Consider the following 19,927-nt stretch of genomic DNA (forward strand, 5'->3'; position numbering starts at 1 on the left):
GATTTTTCGGCCGAACAGGCATTGTGCAAGTGCAACCCATAATATATGTTCAATTGAACATATCATGGAGTCTACATGCCGACAGAGGTCGCCATTCATCCTCTCCCGTCGCCCCGAGGCCGCAGGCAGAAGGATATGGTTGGTGGCAGACAGGAATTGCTGGCGGCTGCCATCTGCGCATTTTCGCATGACGGGTTCGAGCGCGCAGATCTGAGAGGAATCGCATCGGCCGCTGGCGTCAGTCAAAACCTCATCCGCGTGCATTTCGGAAGCAAAGCTCAACTCTGGAAAGCCTGCCTGGAAGCGATAACACAGAGCACGACCGGAATAATCGCGGAAATTTCCAAGATTGCCTCAGACGATAGCCGTTCGGTTCATGACCGACTTTGCGACGCGATTACGCGCATAATCTATTTTTATTCGGACCATCCCTATGTGAGGGATTTTGTCGTTCGGCACGCAGCGGATAGGTCTGAGCGGTCGACATTGGTTACGGAACAACTGATCCATCCTGCCTATGAAAGTTGTCGGACGCTTTACGAGGCCGGAATCGCTCAGGGCATAATCAGGGCCAGTCACCCTGCGCTCTTTTTCGCGTTGCTGAGCGCCGCTGCCAATCAACCCGCCAGCTTTCCTACTGTCCTGCGATCGCTTGCTCCCGAGATCCCTGAGGACGCCGCCCGAATTCTCATCGCAGAGACCATCGTCGAGACTTTGCTCCACGGCGAGCCATGCGCTCCGCCGCGGTGAACCTCAAAGGGGAGGTACTTAACCTTTCTGCAGGCTGCCGAGCGCCTGCGCAAAGAAACACAGCAGAGGGACTCGCCTGCTCGCAGGCATTGCCGCTCTGCCGCCGCAGGAGATTGAGCATGTCGATCGATGAACACCAAACCGACCCCCTCGACGGCCTCGCCGAGACGCTCGATCACGCAGCGGCTGCGATGGTGGCTCAGGCAACGCATGGCCTGTCTCCCGCAACGCTTGTTCAGGCATGGTCGGACTGGGCGCTCCATCTCGCCATCTCTCCGGGCAGGCAGTTGCAACTGGCTACCAAGCTGGGTCGCAAATATATGCGACTGGCTGATTATGCAGCCCGGCGCGCCGGCGATCCCGACACCCTTCCCGCAATCGAGCCGCTGCCCCAGGACCGCCGCTTCGACGACCCTGCCTGGCGGGAACAGCCCTATGATCTTCTCGTGCAGGCATTTCTGCTGACCCAGCAATGGTGGCACGCCGCCACGACGGGCATAAAGGGCGTGGACCGTCATCATGAAGACATGGTTGCGTTCGCGGCCCGCCAAATCCTCGACATCGTCGCGCCGACGAACATTATCGCGGCGAATCCCGTGCTCCAGAAGCGGATCGTCGAAACAGGCGGGCGCTGCCTCATCGACGGCATCGAGCATCTTTTCGAGGACATGAGCCGCCTTGCACGAGGGGAATCACCGGCGGGAGTTGAGGCGTTCCCGGTTGGCGAGACTGTTGCCGCGACGCCAGGAAAGGTCGTCTATCGCAACGAACTGATCGAACTGATCCAGTATGAACCGACGAGCGGGATGGTCCATCCGGAGCCGGTGCTGATCGTGCCCGCCTGGATCATGAAATATTATATTCTCGATCTTTCGCCGGACAATTCGCTGGTCCGCTGGCTGGTGGGCCAGGGTTACACGGTCTTCGCCATCTCCTGGCACAATCCGGGCAGCGCCGACCGCAACCTCGACATGGACGCCTATCGACGGCTGGGCGCGATGGCAGCGATCGATGCCATCCACGCGATCTGCGGCGACGCGCATATCCACGCGCTGGGTTATTGTCTCGGGGGCACATTGCTGTCCATCGCCGCAGCCGCAATGGCGCGCGATGGCGACGACAGGCTGGCGAGCGTCACCCTGCTCGCGGCCCAGACCGAGTTCAGCGAACCCGGAGAACTTGGCCTTTTCATCGATGAGTCCCAGCTCAATCTGCTCGAGAACATGATGTGGAGCCGGGGCTATCTCGACAGCAGCCAGATGGGCGGTGCGTTCGAGATTCTGCGTTCGAACGATCTCGTCTGGTCGCGGATCCTCACCGAATATCTGATGGGCGAGCGTGCGCCCATGAACGATCTCATGGCGTGGAACGCCGACGGCACGCGCATGCCTTATGCCATGCACAGCCAGTATCTGCGCCGTCTGTTTCTCGATGATGATCTGGCCGAAGGCAAATACAAGGTCGACGGCCGGGCTATTTCCCTGTCGGCGCTGCGCAAACCGATGTTCATCGTAGGAACCGAACGCGACCATGTCGCGCCGTGGAAGTCGGTCCACAAGATCCACATGCTCTCCCCGGCCTCCATCCGCTTCGTGCTGACAAGCGGCGGTCACAATGCCGGCATTGTATCGGAGCCGGGCCACAGGGGGCGTCGCTACAGCGTGCTCGATCGTGTGGAAGACGGCCCCGTGCTCGACGCGGAGGAATGGCTTACGCGCGCCGAGCCGCATGAGGGAAGCTGGTGGACCGCCTGGGGCGAATGGCTGGTCGACCATTCGAGCGAGCCCGTCCCGCCTCCCCCGATGGGATCGCCCGACAAGGGATATCCCGCGCTCTATCCGGCACCTGGCCACTATGTGAAGGAGCGTTGAGCGATGGCCGGTCCAGCGATGATCGAAAACCGCACCTTCGATGAAATCGAAGTTGGCGACACCGCATCGGTCACACGAACGCTCGAGCCGGAAGACATTCAGCTTTTCGCCCTGGTGTCTGGCGACGTCAATCCGGCTCACCTCGACGCGCAATATGCCGCGACCGACATGTTCCGCCACGTCATTGCCCACGGCATGTGGGGCGGCGGCCTCATCTCCGCCGTCCTCGGAACGCAACTACCCGGTCCTGGCACCATCTATCTGGACCAGTCGTTGCGCTTCCGCCGCCCCGTCGCACCGGGCGACACGATCACCGCCTCGGTCACCGTCGTCGAGAAGCGTGCGGAGAAGAAAATCCTGATCCTCGACTGCCGCTGCGCCAACCAGCATGGCGAGGATGTCATCACTGGCCAGGCCCAGGTGATCGCGCCCGGCGAAAAGGTGCTGCGCCCGCGCGCGGAGCTGCCGGACGTTCGCCTCAACGATCATGACAAATATCGCCGGCTGATGGAGCTTGCCGGTGGTAGCGATCCGGTCCCGACGGCGATCGTGCATCCTTGCAGCGAAGCCGCCATCACTGCGGCGCTCGATGCGGCGCAAGCCGGATTGATCGCCCCGATCCTCATCGGGCCCGATGCGAAGATCAAGGCCGCAGCCACTGCGGCCTCGCGCGCGATCGACGGTTTCCGGATCGTGCCGGTGGCGCACAGTCATGCCGCAGCGGCCAAGGCGGTGGAACTGGTGCGCACGGGCGAAGCGCAGCTCGTCATGAAGGGATCACTGCACACGGATGAACTGATGGGCGCGGTAGTCTCTTCCGCTACAGGCCTTCGCACCGAACGACGGATCAGCCATGCCTATGTCATGGACGTGCCTGGCCGGCCGACACCGCTCATCATTACCGATGCCGCTATCAACATCGCCCCCTCCCTCGAGGAAAAGGCCGACATCATCCGCAACGCCATCGATCTCGCGCATGTGATCGGCATGGAGGCGCCCAAAGTCGCGATCCTCGCTGCGGTCGAAACCGTCAACCCGGCAATGCCTTCGACGCTGGATGCGGCGGCGCTCTGCAAGATGGCGGATCGCGGGCAGATCAGCGGCGGCATTCTCGATGGACCCCTCGCCTTCGACAATGCGGTCAGCGAGGCCGCGGCCAGGGAAAAGGGTATCGTTTCCGAAGTTGCGGGCCATGCGGAAATTCTGGTCGTGCCCAACCTCGAAGCCGGGAACATGCTGGCCAAGCAGCTCACATTCCTGGGCGGCGCCGACGCGGCCGGTATCGTGCTTGGCGCGCGCGTGCCGATCATCCTGACGAGCCGTGCCGACAGCCTGCGCACGCGTCTCGCGTCCTGCGCAGTGGCGGTGCTGATGGCGCGCGCCGTGACGCCGGCAGCCCCTGGATTGCCCGGGGGCAAGAGTGCATGAAGGCGGTCGTCAGCCTCAATTCCGGCTCGTCGAGCATCAAATTCTCTCTCTTCGCCATGGAGCCGGGAGGCAGCCTCCAACTCGCGGCCGGCGGAAAGATCGAGAAAATCGGGATAGTGCCAGCGCTGAAGGCCCGAAGGACGGACGGTACGATCCTGCTCGATCGCACCTGGCCGGATGGCGCAGGCCTTACCCACGCCGACTTGCTGGCCGATCTTTTTTCCTGGGCGATGCAGCATCCACTTGAAGGCTATGAGATCGCCGCCATCGGACACCGCATCGTCCATGGCGGCACAGAATTTTCCGTCCCGCGGCGCATCGATTCTGAATTGATCGACAAGCTGGAAGCACTTTGTCCGCTGGCGCCCCTGCATCAGCCCCATAACCTGGCTGCCGTCCGGGCGATCACCAAGCTTGATCCCGACCTGCCTCAGGTCGCCTGCTTCGACACCGCTTTCCATCATGACAAGCCAGCCCTCGCCTCTCGTTTCGCAATCCCCCGTGCGCTTCACGACCAGGGCATCCGTCGCTACGGTTTTCACGGCCTTTCCTATGAATATATCGCCCGGCGCCTCGCCGCGATCGACCCGGCGCTGGCCTCGGGCAAGGTCATCGCCGCACATCTGGGCAATGGCGCGAGCCTTTGCGCCATGGCGGCGGGGCAAAGCGTCGACACGACCATGGGGTTCACCGCGCTCGACGGTTTGATGATGGGCTCCCGCTCGGGCAGTCTCGACCCCGGTGTCGTGCTGCATCTCATGACGCAGATGGGCATGGGCGCCAAGACGATAGAGGATATGCTTTACAGGCAATCGGGCCTTCTGGGCGTGTCGGGCATTTCCAGCGACATGCGCACGCTTGCCGCGAGCGACGCACCCGAAGCGAAAGAAGCGATTGATCTCTTCGCCTGGCGGGTAGCCCGTGACACCGGCGCCCTTGCCGCTTCGCTGGAGGGTGTGGACGGGATCATCTTTACTGCTGGCATCGGCGAAAATGACGCGGGCATGCGCAGTCTTATTGGTCGCCGGCTCCAATGGCTGGGCCTTGAGATCGATGATCGCGCCAATGCTGCAGGTGAGACGCTGATCAGCGCCCCCGAGAGCCGGATCAAGGCCCTCGTCATCCCCACCGACGAGGAACGCATGATCGCAATTCACACGCTCAGCCTGCTGCAGGAGACCGCCCAATGACACCGCTTGTAGATCTGACCGGCAAGCGCGGCCTCGTCATCGGGATCGCAAACGAACATAGCATCGCGGCAGGATGCGCGGAGGCATTTGCCCGGTGCGGCGCCCGGCTTGCCGCCACCTATCTCAACGAAAAGGCAAAGGACTGGGTCCAGCCTGTCGTCGACCAGCTCGGCGTCGAATGGACTGCGCCGTGCGATGTACGCATCCCCGGCGAACTCGAGGCGCTTTTCGGCCAGGTGCAAGAACGCTGGGGTGGCCTCGATTTCCTGCTGCACTCGATCGCCTTCGCGCCGAAGGAGGATCTCCACGGTCGGGTGGTCGACAGCAGTGCGCAAGGCTTCTCGACGGCGATGGACGTGTCCTGCCACAGTTTCCTTCGCATGGCGAAGCTCGCCGAACCGCTGATGGCAACGGGCGGATGCCTGCTTTGCGTGACCTTCTATGGTTCGGAGCGGGTGGTCGAACACTATAACCTGATGGGTCCCGTCAAGGCGGCCCTGGAAAGCGCAACGCGCTATGTCGCCGCGGAACTGGGCGCCAAAGCCATTCGGGCACACGCTATTTCACCAGGGCCGATTGCCACCCGCGCCGCAAGCGGAATCGACCGGTTCGACGAATTGCTCGATCGGGCTGCCGCGCAGGTTCCCGCAGGAAAATTGGTTGACGTAAGCGACGTCGGCGCGCTGGCCGCCTTCCTCGTCAGCGATGCCGCGAAGCGGATCACCGGCACGATCATTCCGGTCGATAACGGGCAGCATCTTTTCGCGTGATCGTTCGGGCTGCCCCTCTTGCCCTCGCAGCCAGCGCCGTACTGGCGTCGCAGGCGCACGCGCAAGCTGCTCTGGAGTATGTCGTCCAGCGCGCAGGCAACCGCGATCAGAGCGGACATATCCTTGTCGATGTGCGCGTTCTCAATGCCGGGGCGGCCGCGCAGGAGGTTCGCCTTCCCGACGAGGTTGCGGCCGATCTGGTCAGCAACGGCACGTATCGAAAGGTCTGGCTGCAACGAGGCGAAAAACAGGCTGCGGTTCTGACGATCCGGGCCAATGGCTTTGCGGCGGCGCGCTACCGGATCGACTTTCAGGACGTCATGGACGGCGCGGCCTTGTCCATTCCCTCCTGGTCAACGCAGCAAATCCTCCTGACGATCGGCGTCGATCCTGAGGCCGACCGCTCTGCCCCGGTCGCCCTGACTGCCGCGCCCTCGCTCACGCCTCCGACCTCTCCGCAGATATCGCCAGACTCCGTCACACCATCGCCGACAGACCGAACCCGGGGCAATGCTTTCATCCCCAATCTCTCGGTCTACGAACCGATCTATGCGGTCTATGGCCCCGGCACCAACACAGACGCACGCATCCAGATCAGTTTCAAATATCAGCTGTTCGGAAGTCGAGCGCGGATGGACCGCTCTCCCTCGCTGATCGACGGCCTCTATTTCGCCTATACCCAGCGCATGTTCTGGGACGTGGCGGCGAAATCCTCGCCCTTCCGCAATATCGATTATCAACCCGAGCTCTTCTATCTCTCGCCTGCCCTGCCCGTGTCAGATAAGGCCACGATCAGCGGCCAGATCGGCCTTCGCCATGAGTCCAATGGACGCGATGGCGCAGCCTCGCGCAGCCTCAACATGGACTTGTAACGGTTTTGCGCCGGTCACCTGAGCGATTAGAGCTCGCAACAGGAGACCGACGAGATGATCAAGCATACAGAAGAGTTCAAGCAAGAGGCGGTACGGATCGCGCTGACCAGCGGGTTGCCGCGCGATCGGGTTGCATCGGATTTGGGGATAGGGAAGTCGACGCTGGGCAAGTGGGTATCGCAGTATCGGCCCAGTGATCTGGTTTCAGCGCCGCAGGCAGATCTGGCGCGTGAGAATGAACGCCTTCGCCTTGAGAACCGTGTGCTGCGGGAGGAGAGGGAAGTGCTAAAAAAGGCCACGCAGTTCTTCGCGAGCCAAAGGCCGTGAAGTTCGCATTTGTGCATAGCTGGCGGCACCGGTGGCCCGTTGAACTGCTCTGCCGTGTCATGGATGTCAGTGAACGCGGCTATCGTTCCTGGCGCTCGCGCCCGATCAGCAGGCGGGAGCGGACAGATATGAAAGTGCTGGCCCATATCCGGGAACAGTACAGGCTGAGCCTTGGCAGCTACGGCCGTCCTCGCATGACGATGGAGTTGAAGGAGGTAGGGCTCGATGTTGGCGAGCGCCGGGTCGGGCGGCTGATGAAGATCAACGGGATCAAGCCAGTCCGCACGCGCAAGCACAAGGTTACGACTGACAGCCACCATCGCCTGGGTGTCGCAGCGAACTGGCTGGACGGCGATTTTGCCGCAGATGCGCCCAACCGTAAATGGGCCGGCGACATCACCTATATCTGGACGTCCGAAGGCTGGCTCTACCTTGCCGTCATTCTCGATCTGCATAGCCGTCGCGTCGTAGGCTGGGCAGTCAGCGACAGGATGAAGAAAGACCTGGCGATCAGGGCGCTGGATATGGCGGTGCGCCTGCGCCAGCCTCCCGAGGGCTGCCTTTTCCATTCGGATCGCGGTAGCCAATATTGCTCCTACGACTATCAGAAAAAGCTGCAGGCCTATGGCCTGCGTCCATCAATGAGCGGCAAGGGAAATTGCTACGACTGTGATTATGTTGCTGCGGCTTGATGGTCTGACCCATGCTACGATTGACCCCGTGTCATTGCGTTGACGTGTCGGCCATCAAGTCGCCCTGGCAACGGGCGAGATGTGACTTGATAGGAGCCTGACGGGTTTGCCCCTTCACAGTCCTGTCCTTCTCTGAACGGTGCCCGGGCACCGTTCAGAGAAGGACAGGACATGACCAATACCAACATCAGCGGCGTCATTATCGGTGTCGATACCCATAAATCCATCCATGTTGCCGTGGCAATCGATAACAACGGCAGCCGATTGACGGCCTTTTCGGCTCCAGCGACAACAAAGGGCTATAAATTGCTCGAGGACTGGGCGTGTGCGTTGGGCACCATCACAGCCTTTGGCATCGAGGGGACTGGATCATACGGAGCCGGGCTGTCTCGCCATCTTCTGGCCCAGGGCCATAAAGTCATCGAGGTCACCAGACCTAATCGACAGTTGCGCTATCAACATGGCAAAAGCGATAGCCTCGACGCTGAAGGCGCCGCACGGTCGGTGCTGGGCGGACAGGCGATCGCCCAACCCAAAACGCAAACAGGATCCGTCGAGATGATCCGGCATCTCAAAATCGCACGCGACACAGCAGTCAAATGCCGGTCGCAGGCCATGGTGACCCTGAAAACCCTGATCATCAACGCACCTGCGGCGCTGCGCGACACGCTCGATCAGATAAACGGAAAAATCGCGCTGATCCGATATATTGCTGCACTCAGGCCCGGCGCAATGACCTCGACGATCGCATCGGCCAAAACCGCCTTGCGGGCCTTGGCACAACGCTGGCTGGCTCTACACGAAGAAATTCAGTCGCACGACAAGGCGCTCGAGCAACTGGTCATGGCCAACGCACCAACGTTGCTGGCATCGCACGGGATCGCGACGATGACGGCGGCAGAAATGCTTATACTGGTCGGCGATGATCCCACCCGAATCCGCTCCGAAGCTGCACTCGCCAAGCTCTGCGGGGTGTGTCCCATCCCCGCATCAAGTGGCAAGACCAACCGCTTCCGACTCAACCGTGGTGGAAACCGGCAAGCCAATGCCGCGCTATATCGGGTTGCAATCGTTCGGATGCGCAACCATCCGCCGACACTTGCCTATGTCAGCAAACGAAAAATGGAGGGAAAGAGCAACCGGGAGATTATACGCTGCCTTAAGCGATACATCGTTCGCGAAATCTTTACCCACCTATGTCGCCCAAAAGCATCTCTGACCAGCGCTTGACAAATATAGGAGCCTCAATGCGTCCGTCGAGACCTTCTTCAAATCCCTGAAGGCGGAACTCATCTGGCGGCAGAGCTGGCCGACGCGGCGTCAGGCAGAAGCCGCCATCTTTCAGTACATCAATGGCTTCTACAACGTAAGCGGGGCCTGAGGGCCGCCTTGCGTAATGCCCATTCGCCGGGATGATTGCCGCTCTTTGAGCGAGGTGGCGGGTGTCGGACGAGATCGAGGATTCAGCAAGCGAACGGGCGATTAATCATACGAGTAATCGTATGAGTAGTCGGATCGAGGTCGTTAGCCGGGTGTCGGGCCGTCGGCGCTGGACGGTGGAACAGAAGCTGGCCGTATTACGGGATGCATTCGGCCCCGACGGTTGCGTGCGGACAGCCTGTGAGCGCCACGACGTCGGCAGCGGCTCGATCTACACATGGCGGCAACAGGCGATGTCAGGCGAGTTGACCGGGGTGTGCAAGCCGATCGAGCCTGTATTTGCGCAGGTGCAGATCAGCGAGCAGCCGGCCTTGCCCGCCCCAACGGTTGCGGCGCGCAGCAACGGCGTGATCGGGATCGAGCTGCCGTCGGGCATCAAAGTGAGTGTGGACGCCACGGTCGATGCCGAGGCCCTGTCGCGGGTGATCGGCGCGCTGACACGATGATCCCGCTGCCGCCATCGACGCGGATCTTCCTGGCCTGCGGTGCGACCGACATGCGTAAGGGTTTCGACGGCCTGGCGGTGATGACGCAGCAGATCCTGGAGCAGAGCCCACATTCCGGTGCGCTGTTCGCCTTCCGGGGGAAGCGCGGCGATTTGGTGAAGCTGCTCTGGTATGACGGCCAGGGCATGTGCCTGTTTTCCAAGCGGATGGACCGGGGGCGCTTCGTGTGGCCGTCGACCAAGACGGGGTCGGTGATCATGACCGCGGCCCAGCTTTCGATGCTATTGGAAGGCATCGACTGGCGGCGACCTGAACGCACTTTCACCCCTTCATTGGCGGGGTAAAACGCCCATTTTCTGGCACTTCTATTAGCATTGCCACCACCAATCTGCTATATAATCGCGGTGTCGGACGCAGGCCTTTTCACTCCTGATAAAGATGCTCGGATCGCCGAGCTCGAAGCCGCATTGGCCGCCGCCCATGCCGATATTTCCGCCCGCGACATCCTGATTGATACGCTGCGCGTGCAGATTGCACGCCTCAAGCGGATGCAGTTCGGCAAGTCGTCCGAGAAGCTCGATACCCAGATTGCCCAGCTTGAGCTGGCCCTTGAAGAACTCGAAGGCGAGGCCATCGTTGCCGCCGTGCGTCGAGGCGATCCGGTAGCCGTCATTCGGCCATCACCGGTTCGGGCGCTGCCCGCCCATCTGCCGCGCGAGGAACAGCGGATCGAGCCCGATCAGGGTAACTGCACCTGTCCCGACTGCGGCGGCGCGCTGCGGCCGCTGGGGCAGGATAGCGACGAGATGCTCGATGCCGTGCCCGTGCAGTGGCGCGTCATTCGGACCATCCGCCCCAAGTATAGCTGCCGGTCCTGCGAGAAGATCGTGCAGGCGCCCGCGCCGGTAAAGGCGATAGCGCGGGGCAAGGCGACCTTCGGCACCCTGGCCCATGTCGTCGTCTCCAAGTTCGACCATCATCTGCCACTTTACCGCCAAGCCGAGATCATGGCCGCGCAGGGCATCGAGATCGACCGCTCGACGCTGGCAGGCTGGGTCGGCCAAGCATCCGTGCTGCTCGATCCAATCATCAATCGTATCCGCGAGGTCGGCCTGACCGCCTCAAAGATCCACACCGACGATACGCCGGTGCCTATGCTCGATCCAGGACGTGGCAAGACAGCGACTGGCAGGCTCTGGGCCTACGCCGTCGATGATCGCGCCTCTGGTGCGACCTCGCCGCCACTGGTCTGGTATGAGTTCACCACCGACCGCACCGGCGCGCATCCCCGACGCCAGCTGGCCAGTTTCACCGGCTATCTGCAGGCCGATGGCTATGCTGGCTATGACAAGCTCTACAACACCAACCGCGTCACCGAAGTCGCCTGCTGGGCACATTTCCGGCGCAAGATATTCGACATTCATGCGACCAAGCCGACGCCGCTCACCACTGATCTGCTGGAACGTATCGGTCAGCTCTATGAGATCGAAGCAGAGGTTCGCGGCCATCAGCCCGATATCCGACGACGAAGCCGGCAGGACCGCACCAAGCCATTGATCGACGATCTCCGCCAGGCGCTCGACGATGCCCTGCGCCGTCTTGCGCCCAAGTCGGAGATGGCCAAGGCGATCGCTTATGGCCGCAAGCGCTGGATCGCGCTGACGCGCTTCCTCGACGATGGCCGACTGGAGATTGACAATAACATAGCCGAGCGCGCCATGCGCTGCGTGGCCCTTGGCCGCAAAAACTGGTTGTTCGCAGGCTCAAAAGCAGGCGGTGATCGGGCCGCCGCCATCTACTCCATCATCGAGACTGCAAAGCTCAATGGCCTCGAACCGCAGGCCTATATCGCCGATGTCATGGGCAGGATCGCTGGCAACTGGCCCGCAGCCAAATGGGATGAACTCATGCCATGGAACTGGCGCTTGACCGACCAAGACGTTGCTCAAGCTGCCTAGTGGAGATGCCAAAGCTAGATTCTTACGCCACTCCGGCCAAGGATCATGTCGGTGACCGCAAACTGAATGCTATAGCTGCAATTTCTCTGGCACGATCCAGCATTCCAGGAGGCAATTCGCGGGTTCCATCATCATTCAGCGGGAGATCATCGATCTGGTCAAAAATCGCCCCGGCCTCGATGACCAATACCTTCAACTCGTCATTAGTCACTCATGTTCTCCCTAATCCAACCGCATAATAGCGAAAGGAATAGAAACGATCGAGCGACATCGTAAATTTTTCAAACTCAGACACTCTCTGCCAAAATGACAGAATGTGGCCTACAAACCGCACTTACCCTGAACCGCGGTCCGCAGGCCACGCTTACTCTACAACACCCGTCGCCGCCATTCATATCTAGGCGGCATCAGCCCGCTCGCGTTCGAAGCCAAGGTGGCATAATGAGATAGGTGACCGGCACAAAACCGTTACAAGTCCAGACAGCCGAGGGCATCATGAGAAGATCGGCGCTCTGATCTATGCCAACCTCTTCGACAACGAGGGCGAAGACACCTTCTCGCTGATCTGGTCCCGCCCCAACGGCAGGCGCGCCGACTAAGACCCCACGCAAGACCCCGCCACAAGGTCGGGGCCTTGGTCCGTCATGCCTTCACTGTCCGGAGCCGCAGCGAATTGCCGATGACGCTGACGGACGACAGCGCCATCGCGGCAGCAGCGATGATCGGCGACAGCAGCAGCCCAAACGTGGGATAGAGCGCACCGGCCGCAATCGGTACGCCTGCCGCATTGTAGATGAACGCGAAGGCGAGGTTCTGGCGGATGTTGGCCATCGTCGCCTGCGACAGGCGTCGCGCGCGGACAATGCCGGTGAGATCGCCCTTGAGCAGCGTCACGCCCGCACTTTCGATCGCAACGTCGGTCCCCGATCCCATGGCGATACCAACATCGGCGGCGGCAAGCGCCGGCGCGTCATTTACGCCGTCACCCGCCATCGCCACCACCTTGCCCTGCGCCTTCAGGCGCTCGACGACCGCGGCTTTCTGGTCCGGCAGCACATCGGCCTCGACCTCATCGATGCCGAGCTTTCTCGCAACGGCTTCGGCTGTGGTGCGATTGTCACCGGTCAGCATGACGATGCGGATGCCTTCCGCATGCAGGGCCTTCAGTGCCTCAGGCGTGGTCGCCTTGATCGTGTCGGCGATGGCGAAGATGCCGCCGATGGCTTTATCGATGCCGATATAGATGGCGGTTGCGCCGTCGCGGCGTAGCTCATCGGCCTGTGCCGCGAGCGGCGCTGTATCAACCCCATGTTCGGCGAGGAAGGTGGTGCTGCCGAGCACCACATGCCGGCCCTCGACACGACCGATCGCCCCCTTGCCGGTCGGCGAGTCGAAGTCGGCGACATCGGGGATGGTGATCTTTCGCTCGTCGGCAGCCGCCACGATCGCCCGCGCAAGCGGATGCTCGGACGCCTTCTCCACGCCGGCTGCAAGCCGCAGGATGGTCTCCTCGACAAATCGCGGGGCCACGACGATCCGGGTAACGGCCGGTTTGCCTTCGGTAAGCGTCCCGGTTTTGTCGACCACCAGAGTATCGATCTTCTCCATCCGCTCGAGCGCCTCCGCGTTCTTGATCAGAACGCCGGCGGCCGCCCCCTTGCCGATACCCACCATGATCGACATCGGCGTCGCGAGCCCGAGCGCGCAGGGGCAGGCAATGATCAGCACGGAAACGGCCGCGATCAGGCCATGCGCCAGCCGCGGCTCCGGCCCCCATACACCCCAGGCCGCGAAGGCGAGCAGCGCGACGGCGATGACGACCGGCACGAACCAGCCCGACACCTGATCAGCCATGCGCTGGATCGGCGCGCGCGAGCGCTGGGCATCCGCGACCATCTGGACGATGCGGGCGAGCATGGTGTCGCGCCCGACTTTTTCAGCCCGGATGACGAGCGCGCCGGTCTGGTTCAGCGTACCTCCTACGACCGCTTCGCCGACTACACGCGTCACCGGCATGGATTCGCCGGTCACCATCGATTCATCGATCGATGAGCGACCCTGCTCGACCACGCCGTCAACCGGCACGGTTTCACCGGGCCGGACCCTGAGCCGATCACCGATGACGACGGCTTCGACAGGAATATCCTCTTCAGCATCGTTCCGCCCGATCCGCCGGGCGGTTTTCGGCGCGAGATTGAGAAGCGCGCGGATTGCGCCGGAGGTCTGCTCCCGGGCGCGCAGTTCCATGACCTGACCGAGCAGCACCAGCACGGTGATCACGGCCGCGGCCTCATAGTAGACCGCGACCGTGCCATCGGCGCCTCGGAAAGCCTGCGGGTAGAGCTGCGGCGCGAATGTCGCGACGATGCTGTAGCCCCAGGCGACCCCGGTGCCCATCGCGATCAGCGTGAACATGTTGAGGCTGCGGTTGACGATCGACGCCCAGCCACGTTCGAAGAACGGCCATCCGGCCCACAGGACCACCGGCGTCGCCAGCGCGAACTGGATCCAGATCGAGATGCGCATCGGCACCAAATGGTGCAGCGCCGGGATCAGGTGACCGCCCATCTCCAGCAGGAACACGGGCAAGGCGAGCACGAGGCCGATCCAGAAGCGTCGGGTCATATCGGCGAGTTCGGGGCTTGGTCCGGCATCCGCCGCCGCGATCAGCGGCTCCAGCGCCATGCCGCAGATCGGGCAACTACCCGGCGCATCCCGGCGGATTTCCGGATGCATCGGGCATGTCCAGATCGTCCCTTCCGTTGCGGTTGCCGTTACTGCCGCAACGTGGTGATGCTCATGGGTATCAGGTCCATGCGTGTGGCTATGGTGGGAATGATCGCCATGGGCGGCAGCACCCTCATGGTGATGTGCAGCATGCGCTGCCAGTGCCGCATAATGCACGGGGTCGGCGTCGAACTTCGCCTTGCAGCCGGCCGAGCAGAAGACGTAGCGCTCGCCTTCATACTCAGCATTGTGAGCGGTCCTGGCGGGATCGACCACCATGCCGCAGACCGGATCATGGTCGACGTGACCGGACGGCGTTTCGCCGTCCGGCTCATGATGGTGATGATGGCCGTGCGCCCCAGTCACCTCGGCGGCGCGTTCGCTCTTCTGATCGTCGTCGGCCATTCATCACCTTTCACACGCCGCGCGTGCCTTCCGGTCTTTGTTCACTCCTCGATCAGATGGAACTCTTCGAGCAGCTTGGCGATCTCGGTGCCTTCGAGCTTCTTCATCAGCAGCTTGCGCAGGAAGGCCGGCCCGGGAAGATCGATGCCCTTGCCGTCCCGCAGCGGACCGATCGCAGCAAGAAGTGTACGGATATCATAGGTCGAGTTGAAGACCTCGGGCACGCCGCGCTCGACATTCATCAGCGTGTAGACGGCCTCCATCGGGGTTCTCACCGAATATTCCGTGGTGAAGATGCAGTCCCGCTGTTTCGATTCCGCGAACTGGCCGATGAAGGCGAAGTTGACCGCGCCCTCCGGCACCACGTCCGGCCGGTCGCCCGCCTGGCGCGGCATGAAGAAGGCGGTGATATAGGGCATCATCGTGGGAACGGTGCTCGCGCCGGAGGCTGCGAGTTGCGGAATGTCCTCGACCGGCACGCCGAGGTGATAGAGCCATTCCTGGGTGATCTCCTCGCCGGTGCATTCCTGCATCGGCTTCTTCACGAAATCACCGGGCTTGTCGACGAAGAGCGCGTAGAACCAGGCGATCATCTGATCTTTGGGCTGCTTCTTGAAATGCGGCTGGCGATGGACCGTCCAGCTCAGCAGCCATGCGGAATCCTTCACGGTGACGATACCGGCGGAGACGATCTTGCCGGTAAAGGGGTTCCGCTTCGTGATCTTCTCGACATAGGCCGGAATGCGGGCGTCGAGGGCAGTGATCGACGCGGAGGCCCATTTCGTCTCCGGGATATGGGCGCCGAATACGTCCGGGCGGCCGAAGGCCGGATCCTTCGCCGCGATCCGCCGCCACAGGTCCCAGGCCGGCGCCGGTCCTTCGTTGAGCTTCGCCGGTGTCCTGTGGTCGCCATTGTCGGAATTCTCGGTCAGCGAGCCGATGGTAACGAAGACGAGATCGTCGGGCCCGAGATCAATGCCGCCTTCGACGCCGCGCTCCTTCCAGTGGATGCGCGTCGCCTGCTTGGAGCCGGGCTGGATGTCGAAATCGACATCGGTGACCTCGACGCCGTAGCGGAATTTAACCCCGTGATCGGTCAGCCACTTCACCAGCGGCAGGACCATCGATTCATACTGGTTGTAGCGATTGAACTTGAGCGAGGAAAAGTCGGCGAGACTGCCGATGTGATGGATGAAGCGGTGCAGGTAGAGCTTCATCTCCAGCGCGGAATGCCATTCCTCGAAGGCGAACATGGTGCGCCAGTAGAGCCAGAAATTGCTCTTGAGGAAGTCCTCGCCGAAGACCTCGTTGATGCGCTTGTTCTCCATCTCCTCCCGCGTCGCAAGGAAGACCGAGAGGAGATCCTTCTGCGCCTTGTCGTTGAGCGTTAGCAGCGCCTTGTCGGGCACGTCCTGACCCTGGTTCTGCGTCGTTCGCTGCAGCGAAAAGTTGGGATCGTCCTTGTTGAGCCGGTAGAACTCGTCGAGCACGCTGGCATCCTCGATCTCCAGCGAGGGGATCGAGCGATAGAGGTCCCACAGGCACTCGAAATGCTCCTCCATCTCGCGGCCGCCGCGAATGACGAAGCCCTTTTCGGGCACGTCCAGACCATCGAGCGCGCCGCCGGGGATTTCCAGCTCTTCCAATATGGTGATGCGGTCGCCCGAAACGCCGCCGTCGCGGATCAGGAAGGCGGCGCCGGCGAGCCCCGCGAGGCCCGAGCCGACGAACCACGCCGTCTTTTTGTCGGCGCCTTCCGGCTTGCGTGGACGGACAAAGGCTTCATAGTTTCCACTGCTATAATGCATGGCAAACTCCTGTTTTTCTTGTTGGGATCAGTCGGCGGGCTTGTAGCTGTAGAAGCCTTCGCCCGACGCGATGCCGAGCTTGCCCTTGTCGATGTAGTTTTCCTTCAGCCACGCGGCGAGCGACTGTGCGTGCTCATCACCGTGCGACAGGATGTTGTAGGGGGTGTTCAATCCGATGATGTCGTAGATCTGGAACGGCCCCATCGGCGCGCCGGTGGCGATCCGCCAGACCTTGTCGACATCTTCCGGCTCGGCATAGCCGCCGGCAGCCAGATCGGTGGCCGCGTTCAGGAACGGCACCAGCAGGGAGTTGAGGACGTAGCCCGCTTTTTCCTTGCGCACCGGGATCGGCACCATGCCGATCGCGGAGGAGAAGGCGATCAGGGTATCGAACACGGCCGGATCGGTGTCGTCCGTACCCATCACCTCGGCAGTGTTGAACTTCCAGATGCTGTTGGCGAAGTGCAGCGCCAGGAAACGGTCCGGGCGGCCGGTGAAGGCTTTGAGGTCGCTCGGCAGCAAAGTCGAGCTATTGGTGGCGAAGATCGTTCTGTCAGGCGCGAGCGCCGCCAGCTTCTCGTAGAGCGCCTGCTTGATCTCGAGCACTTCCGGAACCGCTTCGATGACCAGATCGGCATTCGCAACCGCAGCCCCAAGATCGGCGGTGAGCGTGATGCGTCTCGAAGCTTCGGCTGCCTTGCCGTCAGCCGCACCCGTCACCTCTTTCACGTAGGTTTCTACAAGCGTTTCGAACCGATGCCTCGCCTGGTCGAGTGCTTCGTCGCTGATCTCATAAGCGGTAACGTCAAAGCCACTATAGGCGGCCTGGAAGGCGATCTGGCTGCCGAGGACACCGGTGCCTAGCACCGTCACTTTCAGGATGTCGCTCATTCATTCTCTTCCTTGCGTCGGGTTTCATAGAGAAACGGCGCAGCGACTTCGGCGGGCACGCGAACCAGCTTGCCGGTAGCTTTCTCGATGAGCACCCATTGCGACAGGGCCGCGACGAGCGTCTGACCGTTACTGTCTTTGAACTCGACGCGCCGGGCGTATCTCGCTCCGCGCGGCTTCCCTTCGACCCAGGTTATGGCAAAGGTCTCTTCGCCCGCCCGGATATTGCCGCGGTAATCGACCTCGTGCCTGAGCACCATAGCAACATAGGTGTCGGCATCCCTCGGACGCGCGGCTGTCAGCCAGTGCGCCACCGACACATCCTGAATCCAGGTCACCCAGACCGCATTGTTGACATGGCCGAGTTCATCGATGTCTTCTTCGGTTGCCTGGAAACGGATATGGAAGCGCCGACGTTCGTCCACTTTTCCAGCCAAGGGCACGCCTGAAGCATCGCAGCCGATCCTGCGGCGTCCTTCGCCAGGAAGGCTCATGACCGGGTGGATGGCGCATCGAGGCCTGCCATCGCGCGAAAGAAGCCGACAAGCATTTGCTCTCGGGGAATAGCGCCTTCGACATCGCCCTGGACCGCCAGTCCCATCCACAGTGCATAGAGGCCGATCCCGGTCTGCAGCGGCGGCAAGGCAGGCCGAAGCGCAAAGCGCCGCGTCAGATCCGCCACAAGTTCTCCGAACAAATGGTGGCAGGCGGCCTTTCCTTCGCGATGCCGTTCAGCGAACGCGGGGTCCCGCCGCGCATGAAGCTGCAATTCGATCGAAAGCAGCGACCAATGCTGTTCGTCAGCCAGCTTAGCCAGCCGCGCCGCAAGCACTTGCAGAGTCGCCTCGATATCATCGCCGGAGCAGTGGGCGACCAGATCGCGCAGAAGCACGACCTCGTCCTGGATATGAGCCTGCAGAATCTCGACCAGCAGATCGTCCTTGCTTGCAAAATTCGAATAGAAGGCCCCCTGCGAATGACCCGCTGCACTACAGATGTTGCGGATCGACATGGCTGCCACCCCTTCTTCCACAATGGACGAATGTGCTGCGGCGAGCAGCTTATCCCGCGTCTGGCGCTGCGTTTCCTCTCGCGTGAGGCGCATGAGCGATCGACCTCCAATTCAGCACGGCATGGAAACCTTTTACCCATGTCGGCGTTCACCGTAAAACCAGATATCACCTGATATCTCGAATGCAACGAAAATCCGGTTCGAAGGATCGCCCTTGGCTGAGACCTATATCCCCTACTCCACCAGCGTCGAAGTGCTCGGCGAAGACGAGGAGCGGCTCACCGCCGAAATCCTCGAAATCATGGCGAGCACCAACCGCAAGGCGTTCGAGCGCCATCGGCATGCGGTGCGCGACGCCCATGCCAAGAGCCACGGGTTCCTGAAGGGCGAACTCGTCGTCCCGGAACTGCCGGAGCATCTGCGCCAGGGGCTTTTCGCTCGCCCGGCCACCTATTCCGTGGTGATCCGCCTCTCATCAGCGCCCGGAGATATCCACTCGGACACCATCCCCGCCCCACGCGGCATGGCGATCAAGGTCATCGGCGTGGAGGGAGAGCGGCTTCTGCCCGACGACCAGGGCCGCAATCAGGATTTCCTGCTGGTCAACATACCGGTCTTGAGCTTCGGCACGATCGGCAAATATCGCCAGCTCATTGGCCTTCTGGAGAAGAATGCGCAGAACCCCGCCTTCCTCCAACGCGCCATGGCCGGGGTGGCGCGTGGCGTGGAAGCCGCGGTCGAAGCGGTCGGCGTCGAGCCCGGCGCGACGCTGCGCGGGCTCGCGCGCGACAACGACCATCTGCTCGGCGAGACCTATCACTCGATGGCGGCGATCCGCTTTGGCGATCACATCGCCAAGATCAGCGCCGCGCCGCTTTCCGACAATGTCCGCGCGCTCACCGGCAAGGACGTCGGCACAGTGGAGGATTCCACGATGCGCGATCTGGTTGTCGAGCATTTCCGCGACCAGGGTGCTGAGTATCAACTGCGCGCCCAACTTTGCGCTGATCTCGACAAGATGCCTGTCGAGGACGCGGCGGTGCTCTGGCCCGAAGAGCTGTCGCCACACCAGCCGATCGCCACGCTGCGCATCCCGCCGCAGGACGCCTATTCGCCGGCGCGGCGGGTCTATGGCGATGACGTGCTGTCGTTCAATCCCTGGCACGGTATCCGCGAGCACCAGCCGCTCGGATCGATCATGCGGGTGCGCATCGCCGCCTATGAGCGATCCACCCGCTACCGCCATGAGATGAACGCGCAGCCGCGTGTCGAGCCGACAAACATCGACGCCATCCCGGACTGACGCACCGATCGACACACGAAATCACGAAAGGAGGCCA

17 protein-coding genes and 2 pseudogenes are annotated in these 19,927 nt (G+C 61.9%); 13 read left to right on the plus strand and 6 right to left on the minus strand.

All coding sequences use genetic code 11. The features are described 5' to 3' along the window. Positions 1 to 75: 75 nt before the first annotated feature. The 12 genes and pseudogenes from ACZ2HM_RS18360 (at position 76) to tnpC (ending at position 11,744) form a co-directional block, all read left to right on the plus strand. The gene (locus ACZ2HM_RS18360) at positions 76 to 750 is read left to right on the plus strand and encodes a TetR/AcrR family transcriptional regulator (protein WP_017503672.1); all 675 of its coding nucleotides are present in this window, start codon (positions 76 to 78) and stop codon (positions 748 to 750) included. Positions 751 to 869: 119 nt separating this feature from the next. Next, positions 870 to 2,621, plus strand: coding sequence for a PHA/PHB synthase family protein (locus ACZ2HM_RS18365; protein WP_004207062.1), 1,752 nt, complete (start codon positions 870 to 872; stop codon positions 2,619 to 2,621). A gap of 3 nt (positions 2,622 to 2,624) precedes the next feature. Continuing rightward, a complete protein-coding gene (locus ACZ2HM_RS18370; protein WP_004207061.1) occupies positions 2,625 to 4,049 on the plus strand; it encodes a bifunctional enoyl-CoA hydratase/phosphate acetyltransferase in 1,425 nt (474 codons plus the stop codon). Next, positions 4,046 to 5,239 carry an acetate/propionate family kinase gene (locus tag ACZ2HM_RS18375; protein WP_004207060.1) on the plus strand — a complete coding sequence of 398 codons (1,194 nt, stop codon included), beginning with the start codon at positions 4,046 to 4,048 and terminating at the stop codon, positions 5,237 to 5,239. Before ACZ2HM_RS18370 ends, ACZ2HM_RS18375 begins: the two co-directional genes overlap by 4 nt. Beyond that, complete coding sequence (gene fabI, locus ACZ2HM_RS18380) at positions 5,236 to 6,009, plus strand: enoyl-ACP reductase FabI (RefSeq protein WP_004207059.1); 774 nt, start codon at positions 5,236 to 5,238, stop codon at positions 6,007 to 6,009. Before ACZ2HM_RS18375 ends, fabI begins: the two co-directional genes overlap by 4 nt. After that, positions 6,006 to 6,881, plus strand: coding sequence for a phospholipase A (locus ACZ2HM_RS18385; protein ID WP_470427157.1), 876 nt, complete (start codon positions 6,006 to 6,008; stop codon positions 6,879 to 6,881). The genes fabI and ACZ2HM_RS18385 overlap by 4 nt, the downstream gene beginning before the upstream one ends. A 54-nt stretch (positions 6,882 to 6,935) precedes the next feature. After that, positions 6,936 to 7,876: pseudogene (locus ACZ2HM_RS18390) on the plus strand (IS3 family transposase); the annotation flags it as partial. Between the two features lie 195 nt (positions 7,877 to 8,071). Beyond that, on the plus strand, positions 8,072 to 9,130 hold the full coding sequence (locus ACZ2HM_RS18395; RefSeq protein ID WP_470425396.1) for an IS110 family RNA-guided transposase: 1,059 nt from the start codon (positions 8,072 to 8,074) through the stop codon (positions 9,128 to 9,130). 16 nt (positions 9,131 to 9,146) lie between these two features. Beyond that, positions 9,147 to 9,266, plus strand: a pseudogene (locus ACZ2HM_RS18400) (IS3 family transposase); the annotation flags it as partial. A 136-nt stretch (positions 9,267 to 9,402) separates the two neighbouring features. Next, entirely contained in the window at positions 9,403 to 9,786 is a 384-nt protein-coding gene (tnpA, locus tag ACZ2HM_RS18405; RefSeq protein WP_037472585.1) for an IS66-like element accessory protein TnpA, read from the plus strand. Further along, positions 9,783 to 10,130 carry an IS66 family insertion sequence element accessory protein TnpB gene (gene tnpB, locus ACZ2HM_RS18410; RefSeq protein ID WP_037472586.1) on the plus strand — a complete coding sequence of 116 codons (348 nt, stop codon included), beginning with the start codon at positions 9,783 to 9,785 and terminating at the stop codon, positions 10,128 to 10,130. The genes tnpA and tnpB overlap by 4 nt, the downstream gene beginning before the upstream one ends. Before the next feature lie 60 nt (positions 10,131 to 10,190). Further along, entirely contained in the window at positions 10,191 to 11,744 is a 1,554-nt protein-coding gene (gene tnpC, locus ACZ2HM_RS18415) for an IS66 family transposase (RefSeq protein ID WP_037472588.1), read from the plus strand. 43 nt (positions 11,745 to 11,787) lie between these two features. Here tnpC and ACZ2HM_RS18420 read toward each other — a convergent pair whose 3' ends face one another. The 6 genes from ACZ2HM_RS18420 to ACZ2HM_RS18445 form a co-directional block, all read right to left on the minus strand. Next, the gene (locus tag ACZ2HM_RS18420) at positions 11,788 to 11,955 is read right to left on the minus strand and encodes a hypothetical protein (RefSeq protein WP_156106061.1); all 168 of its coding nucleotides are present in this window, start codon (positions 11,953 to 11,955) and stop codon (positions 11,788 to 11,790) included. A gap of 431 nt (positions 11,956 to 12,386) precedes the next feature. Continuing rightward, positions 12,387 to 14,876 (minus strand): heavy metal translocating P-type ATPase, encoded by a 2,490-nt coding sequence (locus tag ACZ2HM_RS18425; RefSeq protein ID WP_043152851.1) that lies wholly within the window; start codon positions 14,874 to 14,876, stop codon positions 12,387 to 12,389. Positions 14,877 to 14,917: 41 nt separating this feature from the next. Continuing rightward, positions 14,918 to 16,684, minus strand: coding sequence for an oleate hydratase (locus ACZ2HM_RS18430; protein ID WP_313921858.1), 1,767 nt, complete (start codon positions 16,682 to 16,684; stop codon positions 14,918 to 14,920). A 27-nt stretch (positions 16,685 to 16,711) separates the two neighbouring features. Next, positions 16,712 to 17,575: a 3-hydroxyacyl-CoA dehydrogenase gene (locus ACZ2HM_RS18435; protein ID WP_043152852.1), complete on the minus strand. Its 864-nt coding sequence runs from the start codon at positions 17,573 to 17,575 to the stop codon at positions 16,712 to 16,714. Beyond that, on the minus strand, positions 17,572 to 18,069 hold the full coding sequence (locus tag ACZ2HM_RS18440; RefSeq protein WP_081912824.1) for an acyl-CoA thioesterase: 498 nt from the start codon (positions 18,067 to 18,069) through the stop codon (positions 17,572 to 17,574). The genes ACZ2HM_RS18435 and ACZ2HM_RS18440 overlap by 4 nt, the downstream gene beginning before the upstream one ends. Next, positions 18,066 to 18,680, minus strand: a complete 615-nt coding sequence (locus ACZ2HM_RS18445; protein ID WP_037474329.1) for a TetR/AcrR family transcriptional regulator — start codon at positions 18,678 to 18,680, stop codon at positions 18,066 to 18,068. The genes ACZ2HM_RS18440 and ACZ2HM_RS18445 overlap by 4 nt, the downstream gene beginning before the upstream one ends. Positions 18,681 to 18,801: 121 nt before the next feature. Here ACZ2HM_RS18445 and ACZ2HM_RS18450 point away from each other — a divergent pair, with 121 nt between their 5' ends. Next, positions 18,802 to 19,890 carry a catalase family protein gene (locus ACZ2HM_RS18450; protein ID WP_066764021.1) on the plus strand — a complete coding sequence of 363 codons (1,089 nt, stop codon included), beginning with the start codon at positions 18,802 to 18,804 and terminating at the stop codon, positions 19,888 to 19,890. The last annotated feature ends 37 nt before the right edge of the window (positions 19,891 to 19,927 follow it).

Source organism: Sphingobium sp. KKT206 (genome assembly GCF_055640555.1).